The 12,835-nt window shown below is 71.3% G+C and carries 14 protein-coding genes; 8 read left to right on the plus strand and 6 right to left on the minus strand.

Annotated elements, in window-relative coordinates; translation table 11 throughout:
• Nucleotides 1-3 precede the first annotated feature (3 nt).
• Nucleotides 4-399 carry an FAD-dependent monooxygenase gene (locus tag ACFYOY_RS41590; RefSeq protein WP_351901596.1) on the plus strand — a complete coding sequence of 132 codons (396 nt, stop codon included), beginning with the start codon at nucleotides 4-6 and terminating at the stop codon, nucleotides 397-399.
• A gap of 41 nt (nucleotides 400-440) precedes the next feature.
• On the opposite strand, the gene ACFYOY_RS41595 is transcribed toward ACFYOY_RS41590, so the two are convergent.
• From ACFYOY_RS41595 to ACFYOY_RS41605, 3 genes are all read right to left on the minus strand, one after another.
• Entirely contained in the window at nucleotides 441-1,211 is a 771-nt protein-coding gene (locus ACFYOY_RS41595; protein ID WP_351901598.1) for an SDR family oxidoreductase, read from the minus strand.
• A gap of 596 nt (nucleotides 1,212-1,807) precedes the next feature.
• On the minus strand, nucleotides 1,808-2,719 hold the full coding sequence (locus ACFYOY_RS41600) for an SDR family oxidoreductase (protein ID WP_351901600.1): 912 nt from the start codon (nucleotides 2,717-2,719) through the stop codon (nucleotides 1,808-1,810).
• The gene (locus tag ACFYOY_RS41605; RefSeq protein ID WP_388592953.1) at nucleotides 2,716-3,507 is read right to left on the minus strand and encodes an SDR family oxidoreductase; all 792 of its coding nucleotides are present in this window, start codon (nucleotides 3,505-3,507) and stop codon (nucleotides 2,716-2,718) included. Before ACFYOY_RS41605 ends, ACFYOY_RS41600 begins: the two co-directional genes overlap by 4 nt.
• Nucleotides 3,508-3,580: 73 nt before the next feature.
• Here ACFYOY_RS41605 and ACFYOY_RS41610 point away from each other — a divergent pair, with 73 nt between their 5' ends.
• From ACFYOY_RS41610 to ACFYOY_RS41625, 4 genes are read left to right on the plus strand one after another with little or no spacing between them, the layout of a single operon-like run.
• Complete coding sequence (locus ACFYOY_RS41610; protein WP_351901602.1) at nucleotides 3,581-4,348, plus strand: enoyl-CoA hydratase family protein; 768 nt, start codon at nucleotides 3,581-3,583, stop codon at nucleotides 4,346-4,348.
• Nucleotides 4,345-5,211, plus strand: coding sequence for a CoA-transferase (locus ACFYOY_RS41615; RefSeq protein ID WP_351901604.1), 867 nt, complete (start codon nucleotides 4,345-4,347; stop codon nucleotides 5,209-5,211). The genes ACFYOY_RS41610 and ACFYOY_RS41615 overlap by 4 nt, the downstream gene beginning before the upstream one ends.
• Nucleotides 5,208-5,966: a CoA-transferase gene (locus ACFYOY_RS41620; RefSeq protein ID WP_351901606.1), complete on the plus strand. Its 759-nt coding sequence runs from the start codon at nucleotides 5,208-5,210 to the stop codon at nucleotides 5,964-5,966. Before ACFYOY_RS41615 ends, ACFYOY_RS41620 begins: the two co-directional genes overlap by 4 nt.
• The gene (locus ACFYOY_RS41625; protein WP_351901608.1) at nucleotides 5,963-7,027 is read left to right on the plus strand and encodes a nitronate monooxygenase; all 1,065 of its coding nucleotides are present in this window, start codon (nucleotides 5,963-5,965) and stop codon (nucleotides 7,025-7,027) included. The genes ACFYOY_RS41620 and ACFYOY_RS41625 overlap by 4 nt, the downstream gene beginning before the upstream one ends.
• 80 nt (nucleotides 7,028-7,107) lie before the next feature.
• Here ACFYOY_RS41625 and ACFYOY_RS41630 read toward each other — a convergent pair whose 3' ends face one another.
• From ACFYOY_RS41630 to ACFYOY_RS41640, 3 genes are all read right to left on the minus strand, one after another.
• Nucleotides 7,108-8,265 (minus strand): acetyl-CoA C-acetyltransferase, encoded by a 1,158-nt coding sequence (locus ACFYOY_RS41630; protein WP_351901610.1) that lies wholly within the window; start codon nucleotides 8,263-8,265, stop codon nucleotides 7,108-7,110.
• A gap of 24 nt (nucleotides 8,266-8,289) precedes the next feature.
• Nucleotides 8,290-8,877 carry a TetR/AcrR family transcriptional regulator gene (locus ACFYOY_RS41635; protein ID WP_351901720.1) on the minus strand — a complete coding sequence of 196 codons (588 nt, stop codon included), beginning with the start codon at nucleotides 8,875-8,877 and terminating at the stop codon, nucleotides 8,290-8,292.
• Between the two features lie 69 nt (nucleotides 8,878-8,946).
• Nucleotides 8,947-9,729 (minus strand): SDR family oxidoreductase, encoded by a 783-nt coding sequence (locus ACFYOY_RS41640; RefSeq protein WP_388593040.1) that lies wholly within the window; start codon nucleotides 9,727-9,729, stop codon nucleotides 8,947-8,949.
• Between the two features lie 90 nt (nucleotides 9,730-9,819).
• Between ACFYOY_RS41640 and ACFYOY_RS41645 the strand changes: the two genes are divergently transcribed.
• From ACFYOY_RS41645 to ACFYOY_RS41655, 3 genes are read left to right on the plus strand one after another with little or no spacing between them, the layout of a single operon-like run.
• A complete protein-coding gene (locus ACFYOY_RS41645; protein WP_351901612.1) occupies nucleotides 9,820-10,554 on the plus strand; it encodes an enoyl-CoA hydratase-related protein in 735 nt (244 codons plus the stop codon).
• Nucleotides 10,554-11,723, plus strand: coding sequence for an acyl-CoA dehydrogenase family protein (locus ACFYOY_RS41650; protein ID WP_388592959.1), 1,170 nt, complete (start codon nucleotides 10,554-10,556; stop codon nucleotides 11,721-11,723). The genes ACFYOY_RS41645 and ACFYOY_RS41650 overlap by 1 nt, the downstream gene beginning before the upstream one ends.
• Nucleotides 11,723-12,712, plus strand: a complete 990-nt coding sequence (locus tag ACFYOY_RS41655; protein WP_351901616.1) for an acyl-CoA dehydrogenase family protein — start codon at nucleotides 11,723-11,725, stop codon at nucleotides 12,710-12,712. The genes ACFYOY_RS41650 and ACFYOY_RS41655 overlap by 1 nt, the downstream gene beginning before the upstream one ends.
• Nucleotides 12,713-12,835 lie beyond the last annotated feature (123 nt).

The raw sequence follows: 12,835 nt of genomic DNA on the forward strand, positions 1-12,835 counted from the left end.
GATGTGTTCGTCAGCGACGGCGGAGACCTCCGCTTCGACGCCGACGACGTCTCGTTGGAGAGCATTTCCGGCGACGAACGCCCCCTCGTGCGCTACCGGGACCGCGCCGGCACGACACGGACGATCAGTTGCGACTTCATCGCCGGCTGCGACGGCGACCGCGGTGTCAGCCGGGCGACCATCCCCATCGGCCATCTCACCCGCTACTCGCACGACTACGGGTACGTATGGCTGACCGTCCTGGCCGAGGTTCCAGCCAACCACCAGTCCATGATGGCGATCCATTCCCGAGGCTTCGCCGGCCAGTTCGCGCGCGGCCCCGAGGCGAGCCAGTGTGGTGCCCCCGGCGATGAAGCGGCCACCGCGATGGCCCGCGGTGAAATTCATAGCGCGTTGTAGCCGCCGCTCCAGGCCCGGTGCCCCCGCCTGGACGCGCCGTCTCACACGCCGTAGCCTCCGTCGACGTCGAGCATCTGACCGGAGATGAAACCGGCTCGGTCGGAGGCCAGGAAGCACACAGCCTCGGCGATGTCGTTCGCGGATCCGAACCGCCGCAAGGGGATGTTGCCGCGGGTGACCTCCAGGGCCCGTTCGTCCAGGTCGCCCGATCCGATCAACCGGGCGGCCATCCCGTCGAGCAGCATTCCGGGGCCCACGCAGTTGGCACGCACCCCGAACCGGCCCTCCTCCGCCGCGAATCCCCGTACCAGCGCTTCGACGGCCCCCTTCGGCCCGGCGGAAAGGCCGTCCCGGACCGGGAATCGACGGGTGGCGGCCGTGGTGACCGCGACGATTCCGCCCCTGGTCTCGCGCAGCCGCGGCAGGGCGGGCTGCACCAGGTTGAAGAAGCCGATCGCGTCCGCCTCGATCTGCTGCCGGAAGCGGTCCGGCGTCACCCGGCTCAGATGCACCATGGGCACATGCGGACCAGCCGCGTAGACGAGCGTGTGGATGCCGTCGAAACGGTCCGCGGCCTCGTCCACAAAGCGCGCCGTCGCGTCGGCGTCCGACAGGTCCAGCGGCCAGGCGCCCGCTCGGACGCCCGTCGCCTCGGCCTCCGCGATCAGGGCGGCCCCGGCCTCGGCGTTCTTCCGGTATGTCAGCGCCACATGGCTGCCGCGCCCGGCCAGCATGCGGGTGATGGCGGCTCCGATGCCGCCAGTGGCACCAGCGATCACGGACGTACCAGGTCGGCCGTCGAAGTCCCGCATCCGATTCTCCTGTCTTGTGTCGCCGACCGCTGGAAGACCAAGCTGACGAACCGCATGAGCGGTGACGGCCCCCCGGTGTTGTCGGTCGACGCGACTCCTCCGCGGACGTCCTCCGCTCCCCACGAGGCAGCGGCGGCGGACTCAGCGCCCGTGGCTCGGTCACCGCCACGACGGCAAGCGGTCCCCCGCTTCGTGAACGCGGGAGCAATCGCGGCGCGGCGCTCGACGACTCCATTCCGCTCGCCACCACGACGCCGCACTGGCCCGTGCTGAGCAGTACCGCCGCGAGCGAGATGGCCTGCAGTCCCGAGAGATCGAGCGTGCTCACGGTGGTGGCCCGCCCCCAGCGAGATGCCCGCGCGAGTTGCCGCCAGGCCGGCGGGATTGGGACCGGCCCCCGCCTGCGCGGCCATTCCCATGACCACCGCGTCGACCTCACCGCCATCCAGCCCGGCCCGGCCCGGCGGACGGCTTCCCGGATGACGACGTCGGTTCCGCTTTCGTCCGGCATCCCGGAGGTCACGTGCGATCAGGCGATCGAAACAAGTGATAGGCAGTGAACTCCCACCCATGCGCCGGGCCCGGCCGCGGGCCGCTCATCGGGTGCCATAGACCGGCTGTGGGACTTCCGAGGCGGCGAGCAGTCCCAGCGCCGCCTCGCCCGCCTCCGCCGGACTCCATCGGGCCCCTTTGTCGGCGGTCGGTCCGGGCCGCCAGCCCTCCATGACGGTGATCCGGCCGCCCTCCACCTCGAAGACGCGTCCGGTGACCCCTGTGGAGGCGGCTGAGCCCAGCCAGACGACCAGCGGGGAGACGTTCTCCGGGGCCATCGCGTCGAATCCGCCCTCGCCCGGCGCCGCCATCGTCTCGGCGAAGGTGTGCTCGGTCATGCGGGTGCGCGCGGCCGGGGCGATGGCGTTGATCTGGACGCCGTACCGGCCCATCTCGGCGGCGGCGACGAGCGTGAGGCCGATGATTCCGGCTTTCGCGGCGGAGTAGTTGCCCTGACCGACACTGCCGAGCAGGCCGGCGCCCGAGCTGGTGTTGACGACCCGCGCCTGGGGCGTATGACCGCCCTTCGCCTCGGCGCGCCAGTGTGCGGCGGCGTGTTTGAGCGGCAGGAAGTGGCCCTTGAGGTGGACCCGCATGACGGCATCCCAGTCGTCCTCCTCCAGATTGACGAGCATCCGGTCGCGGAGAAACCCGGCGTTGTTGACCAGGGTGTCGAACCGCCCGAATGCCTCCAGCGCGGTCGTGATCAGCGAGGCGGCGCCGTCGGTGGTCGCGATGTCGCCGCCATGTGCGACCGCCTCGCCGCCCAGCGCCCTGATCTCGTCCACGACCCGCTGGGCCGGACCGTCCGCCTCCGCGGCACCGTCCAGTCCCACACCGAGATCGTTGACCACCACCTTCGCTCCCTCGGCGGCGAGGGCGAGCGCGTGTGCCCGGCCCAGTCCGCGGCCGCCCCCAGTGACGGCGGCGACGCGTCCGGAGCAGATTCCGGTCATCTTGGGGCCTCCTTGTTGGCAGTGGCGGCGTCGAGGAAGGCGGGGCGTTCCCCGCCGCCGTGGACGAGCAGGCTCGCGCCGGAGATGTACGCGGCGCGGTCGGAAGCGAGGAAGACGCAGGCGTCGCCGACATCGGAGGGCTCCGCGAGGCGTCCGAGCGGCACGGTGCGGGCGACGGCGGCGACGGCCGCGTCGTCTCCGTAGTGCAGAGAGGAGAGTTCGGTGCGGACCATGCCGAGGACGAGCGTGTTGATCCGTATCGCCGGTGCCCACTCCACGGCCATGGAGCGGGCGAGGCTCTCCAGTCCCGCTTTGGCGGCGCCGTAGGCGGCGGTGCCCGGGGAGGGGCGGGTGCCGCTGACACTGCCGATCATGGTGATCGAACCACCTGCCGTCTGACGGCTCATCACCTCGTACGCGGCGAGGGAAGCGGTCAGCGGGGCGAGCAGGTTCAGCTCGATCACCCGAGCGTGCCGCTCGGGCCCGCCGTTGCCGAGTGTCCGGAACGGCGTGCCCCCGGCGTTGTTGACGAGGCTGTCCAGCCGTCCGTGATCGGCGGCCACCCGGGCGAGGAGTTGCCTCACGGCTTCCGGATCGCGCAGGTCGACGGGGAGGAATCGGGCCGTGCGGCCATCCGCCTCCACCGTCGCGTCCGGGGCTCTGCGCGCGCAGACCACGACCTCGGCGCCCGCTTCGAGGAAGGCCCGCGCGATCCCCGCACCCACCCCCCGGGTGCCGCCGGTCACTACCGCGACCCGGCCCGACAGGTCGCAAGCCACGCTCACCATGAACCTCCCGCTGCATGCGATCCGCTGCTACCGTGCCTAACAAATGCTTGGTAGAAAGGTAGCTGATGCGCTCATGGGTGTCTCCACCTCCGAGACGGAAAAGGGCGTCGCCGTTGTCACCGTCGACTTTCCGCCCGTCAACGCCCTGCCCGTGCGGGGCTGGTACGACCTGGCCGATGCGATACGCGTGACGGGCCGGGACCCTGGCGTGCGGTGCGTCGTCCTCACCGCAGCCGGACGCGGTTTCAACGCGGGCGTGGACATCAAGGAAATGCAGCGCGACGACGGCCACGGCGCCCTGATCGGAGCCAACCGCGGCTGCTTCGAGGCGTTCGCCGCTGTGTACGAATGCGAAGTCCCGGTCGTCGCGGCCGTACAGGGCTTCTGCCTCGGTGGTGGCATCGGACTGGCGGGCAACTCCGACGCGATCGTGGCCAGCGAGGACGCGGTCTTCGGATTGCCGGAACTGGACCGGGGCGCGCTGGGGGCCGCGACCCATCTGACACGGCTGGTCCCCCAGCATCTGATGCGCGCCCTCTACTACACCTCGCGCACCGCCACCGCCGAGGAGCTTCATCGGCACGGCTCGGTGTGGAAGGTCGTCCCGCGCGCGGAATTACGGGGTGCGGCCCTGGAGCTGGCCCGCGAGATCGCCGCCAAGGATGGATATCTGCTGCGGCTGGCCAAAGCCGCCATCAACGGTATCGACCCCGTGGACGTCCGGCGCAGCTACCGCTTCGAGCAGGGGTTCACCTTCGAGGCGAACCTCAGCGGGGTCGCCGACCGGGTCCGCGCCGCCTTCGGCACGGACAAGGACAGAGAGGAGGAGCGGCAGCCATGAGCAGGAACAAGACCATGACCGCCGATGAGGTCGTCGCCCGCTTGGAGAGCGGCATGACGATCGGCATCGGCGGCTGGGGATCGCGGCGCAAGCCCATGGCTCTCATACGGGCCCTCCTGCGCTCGGACATCGCCGATCTGACCGTCGTCTCCTACGGCGGCCCGGACGTCGGCCTTTTGGCCGCGGCCGGGAAAATCCGCAAGCTGATCGCGGCGTTCGTCACGCTCGACTCCATACCTCTCGAACCGCACTTCCGCTCCGCCCGGGAGCGCGGCGCGTTCGAGATGACGGAGCTGGATGAGGCGATGTTCATGTGGGGGCTGACCGCGGCCGGGCACCGCCTGCCGTTCATGCCGATCCGGGCGGGCCTCGGCTCGGATGTGATGAAGGTCAACCCGCAGCTGCGCACCGTGCGCTCCCCGTACGACGACGGCGAGGAACTCGTCGCCGTCCCCGCGCTGCGCCTGGATGCCGCGCTCGTCCATCTCAACCGGGCCGACGCGCAGGGCAACGGCCAGTACCTCGGGCCCGATCCCTACTTCGACGACCTGTTCTGCGAGGCCGCGGACCAGGCGTATCTCTCCTGCGAACGGATCGTGGACAGCGCGGAGTTGCGGGCGGAACACGGCCCGCAGACCCTGCTGGTGAGCCGGGCGTTCGTCAGCGGAGTGGTCGAGGCCCCCGGCGGTGCGCACTTCACCTCATGCGTCCCCGACTACGACCGCGACGAGGTCTTCCAGCGTGCGTACGCGCAGGCCGCCGCCGATCCCGAGGCGTGGCGACGGTTCACCGCGCAGTTCCTCTCGGGAGACGAAGACGCCTATCAGGCCGCTGTCGCGGCGTTCGCCAAGGAGGCCACATGAGCGAGAGTGTGACCCGCGCCGAATGCTGCGTGGTGGCCTGCGCCGAGGCGTGGCGCGGTGACGGGGAGATCCTGGCGAGCCCGATGGGCACCGTGCCCACGATCGGCGCGCGGCTGGCGAAGCTCACCTTCTCCCCCGACCTGCTGCTGACCGATGGTGAGGCGCTGCTGATCGGCGACGTCCCGGCGGTGGGGGGCGCGTCGCGGGTGACCGAGGGCTGGCTGCCGTACCGCAAGCACCTGGCGATGGTCGCCGGTGGGCGGCGCCACGTCATGATGGGCGCCAGCCAGCTCGACGCTTACGGCAACCAGAACATCTCGTGCGTCGGCGACTGGGCAAAGCCACGACGGCAGCTCCTCGGCGTACGCGGCGCCCCCGTCAACACGCTGAACAACCCGACGAGTTACTGGGTCCCCCGGCACTCGCCACGCGTCTTCGTCGAGCGGGTGGACATGGTCTCGGGGGTCGGCTACGACCGGGCGGCGGCCGCCGAGCCCATGACGACGCGCTTCCACGAGATCCGCCGTGTCATCACCGATCTGGCGGTGCTGGACTTCGCCACTCCCGACCGCTCCCTGCGGCTGTGCTCCGTGCATCCCGGCGTCACGGTGGACCAGGTGCGGGAGGCCACCGGTTTCCCGCTGGCCGTCCCGGATGAGGTGCCGCACACCCGTATGCCGTCGGCGGAGGAACTGCGTCTGATCCGGGAGGTTCTCGACCCGAAGGGGCTGCGCGACCGCGAGGTGAGGGCATGAGCGGTGTCACGATCGCGACGCCACTGACGAAGCTGGTCGGGGTCCGCCATCCCATCGTCCAGACGGGCATGGGCTGGGTGGCGGGGCCCCGGCTCGTCTCGGCCACGGCGAACGCCGGAGCGCTGGGCATCCTCGCCTCGGCGACGATGACACCGGATCAGCTGCGGGCGGCGGTCCGCGAGGTCAGATCCCGTACGAACGCGCCGTTCGGGGTCAATCTGCGGGCGGACGCGGGGGACGCGGCCGAGCGGGTACGGATCATCGTGGAGGAGGGCGTGCGGGTGGCCTCGTTCGCCCTCGCACCCTCCCGAGAGCTGATCGCCCGGCTCAAGGACGCCGGAGTCATCGTGGTCCCATCCATCGGCGCGCGCCGGCACGCGGAGAAGGTCGCCGCCTGGGGCGCGGACGCGGTGGTCGTCCAGGGCGGTGAGGGCGGCGGTCACACCGGCAACGTCGCCACCAGCGTGCTGCTGCCCCAGGTCGTGGACGCCGTGGACATCCCCGTCGTCGCCGCGGGAGGCTTCTTCGACGGCCGCGGCCTGGTCGCCGCGCTCGCCTACGGGGCGGCGGGGGTGGCGATGGGCACCCGATTCCTGCTGACGTCGGACAGCACCGTCCCGCGCGCCGTGCAGGCCCGCTATCTCCAAGCCTCGGTCCAGGACGTCACGGTCACCACGAAGGTGGACGGGCTCCCCCACCGGATGCTGCGCAGCGAACTGGTCGACACCCTGGAGCGTTCCGGCCGGGTGGCCGCGCTGCTGCGCGCCGTGCGCCACGCCGCGTCCTTCAGGAAGCTGTCCGGCCTGAGCTGGGCGCGGATGGTCCGTGACGGTCTGGCCATGAAGCACGGCAAGGAGCTCACCTGGAGTCAGGTCCTGCTGGCCGCCAACACTCCGATGCTGCTGCGGGCCTCCATGGTCGACGGCCGCACGGACCTCGGGGTGATGGCGTCGGGACAGGTCGCGGGCCTCATCGAGGACCTGCCGTCGTGCGCCGAGTTGGTCGAGGGGATCATGGCTGAGGCGCATACCGTCCTCGAGCGTCTGCCCCAGGCCACCTGAGCGCCCCTCCACACCAGCCGATCCGCCTGCCGCCGCCGCCCCGATCGCTCGGGCCGGTGGCGGCAGGCGGGTGGTGCGCGTCAGAGCCGTTCGATGATCGTGACATTGGCCTGGCCGCCGCCCTCACACATGGTCTGCAGACCGAACCGGCTTCCGGTGCGCTCCAGTTCGTGCAGCAGCGTCGTCGTCAGCCTGGTGCCAGTCGCGCCGAGCGGGTGGCCGAGCGCGATGGCGCCGCCGTTGACGTTGACCTTCTCCGGGTCCGCGCCGGTTTCCTTCAGCCACGCCAGCACGACGGGCGCGAACGCCTCGTTGATCTCCACCAGGTCGATGTCGTCGAGTGACATCCCGGACTTCTTCAGGGCGTAGGCCGTGGCCGGGATGGGGGCGGACAGCATCCGGATCGGGTCCTCGCCGCGTACCGACAGATGGTGGACGCGGGCGCGCGGTGTCAGGCCGTGCTCGGCGACCGCCCGCTCGGAGGCGACGAGCAGCGCGGAGGCGCCGTCGGAGACCTGCGAGGAGACAGCGGCGGTCAGCCGGCCGCCCTCGACGACCGGCGCCAGAGATGCCATCTTCTCCAGTGAGGTGCCCCGGCGCGGCCCCTCATCGGTCGTCACCTCCCCGTACGGGACGAGCTCGCGGTCGAAGCGGCCCTCATCGATGGCCCGTATCGCACGCTGGTGGGAGCGGAGCGCGAACTCCTCCATCGCCTCCCGGCTGATGCCCCACTTCTCGGCGATCAGTTCCGCTCCGTAGAACTGGTTGACGGGCCGGTCGCCGTAGCGGGCCCGCCAGCCCTCGGAGCCCGCGTACGGGCCGTCGTCGAGGCCGAGCGGTTCGGCGGCCCGGCGGCTGGCGAAGGCGATGGGGATCATCGACATGTTCTGCACCCCGCCCGCGACCACCAGGTCCTGAGTGCCGGAGAGCACGCCCTGCGCGGCGAAGTGCAGGGCCTGCTGGGAGGAGCCACACTGGCGGTCCACCGTGGTCCCGGGTACTTCTTCCGGCAGCCCGGCGGCCAGCCAGCAGGTGCGCGCGATGTCCCCGGCCTGCGGGCCGACGGCATCCAGGCAGCCGAAGACGACGTCCTCGACGGCGGCGGGGTCGGCGCCGGAGCGCGCCATCAGCGCCTTCAGCACATGGGCGCCGAGGTCGGCGGGGTGCACGGCGGACAGGGTGCCGTCGCGTTTGCCGACGGGGGTGCGTACTGCCTCGACGATGAATGCCTCGGCCATGGCTGCTGCTCCTTCGCGGGGTCTCTATGTCTGTACGGCGATCCCGTCCAGCACCATCGACAGGTACTGGCGGGCGATTTCCTCGGGGCTGTGCTGTCCGCCGGGCCGGTACCAGGACGCGGCGACCCACACGGTGTCCCGTACGAAGCGGTAGGTGAGCCGGGCGTCCAGGTCGGCACGGAAGGCGCGGGCCGCGACGCCGCGTTCCAACGTCCCCAGCCACGCCTTCTCGAACTTCTCCTGCGCTGCGGCGAGGTAGGCGAAGCGGGGCTGCGCGGACAGGTGTCGGGACTCCTTCTGGTAGATCGCCACGGCGGCGCGATGCCGGTCGATCTCCCGGAAGGACTCGGTGACCAGGGCCTCGATGGTCGCCCGGGGGGCGAGATCCGCTTCCAGCACGGCGTCGTATCCGGCCCACAGCTCGTCCAGGAAGCCGGACAGGATCTCGTCGAGCATCGACTCCTTGGAGTCGAAGTGGTAGTAGAGGCTGCCCGCGAGCATTCCCGCGGCGTCCGCGATCTGCCGGACGGTGGTCGCGCTGTAGCCCTGCTCGGCGAAGACATCGGCCGCGACCGCGAGCAGTTCGGCACGCCGCGCGGGCGACGGGCTCATCGTGGTCTTCTTCTTGCCGGTCCCCGGCACGCTGGTGTTCCTTGTGTTCGGCACCCGGCCATTGTCGTCTCACGCCCGCTGGCTGCTGACCGGGACGATCTCGCCGGTCATGTACGAGGAGTAGTCGCCGGCCAGGAAGACGATCACGTTGGCGACCTCCCAGGGCTCGGCATAGCGGCCGAACGCCTCGCGCTCGGTGAGCTCGGCCAGCAATTCGGCCGTGGTCACCTTCACCAGATGGGGGTGCATCGCCAGGCTCGGGGCGACCGCGTTGATCCGCACGCCGTAGTCGGCCGCCTCCACGGCGGCGCAGCGGGTCAGCGCCATGACTCCCGCTTTGGCGGCGGCGTAGTGGGCCTGCCCGGCCTGCGCGCGCCAGCCGACCACCGAGGCATTGTTGACGATCACCCCTCCGGCGCCCGCCGACTTCATCCGGCGCAGCGCGGCGCGGGTGCAGCGGAAGGTGCCGTTCAGGGTGACGTCGAGGACCGTGCCCCACTGGTCGTCGGTCATCTCGGTGAGGTGGGCAGTGCCGCCGAGCCCGGCGTTGTTGACCACGATGTCGAGGCGCCCGTGCCGCTCCTCGGCGAGGTCGAGCAGATCCGCGACCTGCCGCTCGTCGGTGACATCGCAGGGCAGGCCCGCGACCCGGTCGACGCCGAACTCCTCGGACAACGCGTCGCACGTCTCCTTCAACCGGCGCGCGTGGGCGTCACCGATGACGATGCGGGCGCCCTCGTCGAGAAATCTGCGCGCGGTGGCCCCACCGATCCCGGCGCCCGCGGCCGCGGTGATCACTGCTGTGCGGCCGTCGAGCAGGGCGTGGCCGGGGACATACGGGGGCGGGCCGATGGCACTCATACGTGGGCCTCCTCGAACCTCGACGGCGCTTATGGCCGTACGGTAACCTACCAAACACTTGTTAGAAAAGGAGCGTGCGGGATGCCCGCTGCCCATGACGAACCGGCGCACCGCGAGACGCGGGGCCCGGTCGCACTCGTCACCATGAACCGGCCGGAGTACCGCAATGCCCGGAACTCCGCCATGACCTACGCCCTGGACCGCGCCTCCTGTCGCGCCGCCGAGGACAACGAGATCAAGGTGGTGATCCTCGCCGGGCCGGGGAAACACTTCTCCGCCGGGCACGGCATCGGCACCCCCGAGCGGGACGCCCATCTGCCCTTCGACCGCAAAGCCGGAGCGTGGTGGGACCACTCGGACAAGACGGACGCGGAGAGCCGCTTCGCCCACGAGTCCGAGGTCTGTCCGGGAATGTGCCGACGGTGGCGTGAGCTGCCCGAGCCGGTCATCGCCTCGGTTCAGCACTTCGCACACCCGTGGGTGATGGCCCCGCGGATCGCCAAGGAGTTCCTCCGCACCGGCGAGCGGACGAGCGCCCAGCGGGCGTACGAGGTCCAGATGGTCAACCGGGTCGTTCTCCGCGCCGAACTCGCCGAGCGCACCATGGAGTTGGCGACGCGCATCGCCGACATGCCACGCCTGGGGCCGGCGCCGGCCGAACGCGCCGTCGACCAGGCCGAGGACCTGCAGGGCCTGCACACCGGGCGGGACTCGGTCTTCGGACCGCACCATCTCGCGCACGCGCACAACGCGGAGACCGCCCCCGACTCGCTGGGCGGGATGGACATCCACGCGATGAAGGAGGCCGGTACCTGATGGATCTCGACTTCAGCACCGCCGAGAACACCTTCCGGGCGGAGGCCCGCGCCTGGCTCGGCGCACATGTTCCCACCTCTCGCCTGCCCTCCCTGGAGACCGCGGAGGGGTTCGCCGCCCACCGGGAGTGGGAGCGCGCCCTCTTCGCGGACCGGTGGTCGGTCGTCTCCTGGCCCGAGGAATATGGCGGCCGGGGCGCCTCGCTCCTCAAGTGGCTGATCTTCGAGGAGGAGTACTACGCGGCGGACGCACCCGGCCGGGTCAGCCAGAACGGCATCAATCTCCTCGCCCCCACCCTCTTCGAGCACGGCACACCGGAGCAGCGCGCCCGCGTCCTGCCGCCCATGGCGAGTGGCGAAGTCATCTGGGCTCAGGCCTGGTCCGAGCCGGAGGCGGGCTCCGACCTCGCACGTCTGCGCTCCACGGCCCAGCGCACCGAGGGCGGCTGGCGCCTGAGCGGTCAGAAGACCTGGTCATCACGGGCCGCCTTCGCCGACCGGGCCTTTGGCCTCTTCCGCAGTGATCCGGCGGCGGACAAGCCGCACCGAGGGCTGACGTATGTGATGTTCTCCCTGGACGCGCCAGGCGTGACGGTGCGGCCCATAGGACGCCTCGACGGCAAGCCCGCCTTCGCCGAACTCTTCCTGGACGATGTCTTCGTGCCCGACGAGGACGTCATCGGAGAGCCGGGTGAGGGCTGGCGCGTGGCGATGAGCACCGCGGGCAGCGAGCGCGGGCTGACCCTGCGCAGCCCCGGCCGCTTCACGGCCGCCGCGGACCGGTTGGCGCGGCTGTGGCGCGATGAGGCCGACCCGTCGGACACGGCCCTGCGCGACCGCGTGGCCGACGCGATGATCGGCGCCCGCGCGTATGAACTCTTCGCCTACGCGAGCGTCTCCCGGATCGCGGCCGGAGAGTCGATCGGCGCGGAGTCCAGCCTCAACAAGGTCTTCTGGTCGGAGCTGGACATCGCGCTCCACGAGACCGCCCTCGACCTGCTCGGCCCCTACGGGGAGCTTGCCGATGACGCCGCGGAAGCGCCGGCACACGGTGGCTGGGCCGAGGGCTACACCTTCTCCCTCGCGGGCCCCATCTACGCCGGAACCAACGAGATCCAGCGCGACATCATCGCCGAGCGGCTGCTCGGCCTGCCGAAAGGACGCCGGTGATGCGGTTCCTCCTGGACGCCGAGCAGCGTGCGTTCGCGAAGACCCTGGACGGCATGCTCGGCTCGTCGGACACACCGGGCACGATACGGTCCTGGGCGGCCGGGGACGCGGGCCCCGGCCGCACCCTGTGGAACCGGCTCGCCGAGGCGGGAGTCTTCGGCCTCGCCGTACCGGAGCGACACGAGGGCCTGGGCCCGCTGCCCGTCGAACTGAGCGTCGCCTTCACCGAACTGGGCCGCCACGCCGTACCGGGCCCACTGGTCGAAACCGTTGCCGCGGCGGCCCTCCTCGACCGGCTCGGCGACCGCGCCCGCGCCGAGACGTGGCTGCCGCGGATTGCCACCGGCGCGGCGCTCGTATCCCTGTGCGCGCCCGATGCCGGGAGCCCTTACGCGCTCGACGCGGACGCGGCCGATGCCGTGTTCGTCGTCGAGGACGACACCGTATGGCTGGCAGCGGGGTGCGGCCCGCTGCAGCGTTCCTCCGATCCGGCCCGCCGATTGTCCCGCCCGACGGGCGCAACGGTCCTCGTCGAGGGGCCCACGGTCCGGGCAGCGACCGCGTACGCCACGGATGTGGCGGCCCTGACAACGGCCGCCCAGGCCCTGGGGCTCGGCCGCGCGCTGCTGGACCGTACCGTCGCGTACGCCGCCCAGCGCACCCAGTTCGGAGTCGCCATCGGCGCGTTCCAGGCCGTGAAGCACCGTCTGGCGGACGTTCTCCTCGCGCTGGAGTTCGCCCAGCCTCTTGTCCACTCCGCCGCCCTGGCCCTGACCTCGGACGCCCCGTCCGCCCGCCGGGAGTGCGCGGCGGCGAAAGTGGCCGCGGGCGAGGCGGCCTACGCCGCCTCGCGCACGGCCCTGCAGGTGCACGGCGCGCTCGGCTACACCGAGGAGCTGGATCTGTCCCTGTGGATCCGCAAGGCCCGCGCCCTCCGTGATGCCTGGGGAACCCCGGCCGCATGCCGATCCCTCGTCCTGGCGCCGTGAACCCCGATGGATCGATGAGGTCCAGCTCGTTCCCCTCGGGCGCGAGAATCCCGGCCGTCTCGACGGCGCCGGGCGTCATGCACCCGTACGTGATCACAGTGGCTGTTCCGCCGGTACGGCGGA

This window comes from Streptomyces sp. NPDC007875 (assembly GCF_042868035.1).
Taxonomy (GTDB): domain Bacteria; phylum Actinomycetota; class Actinomycetes; order Streptomycetales; family Streptomycetaceae; genus Streptomyces; species Streptomyces antimycoticus.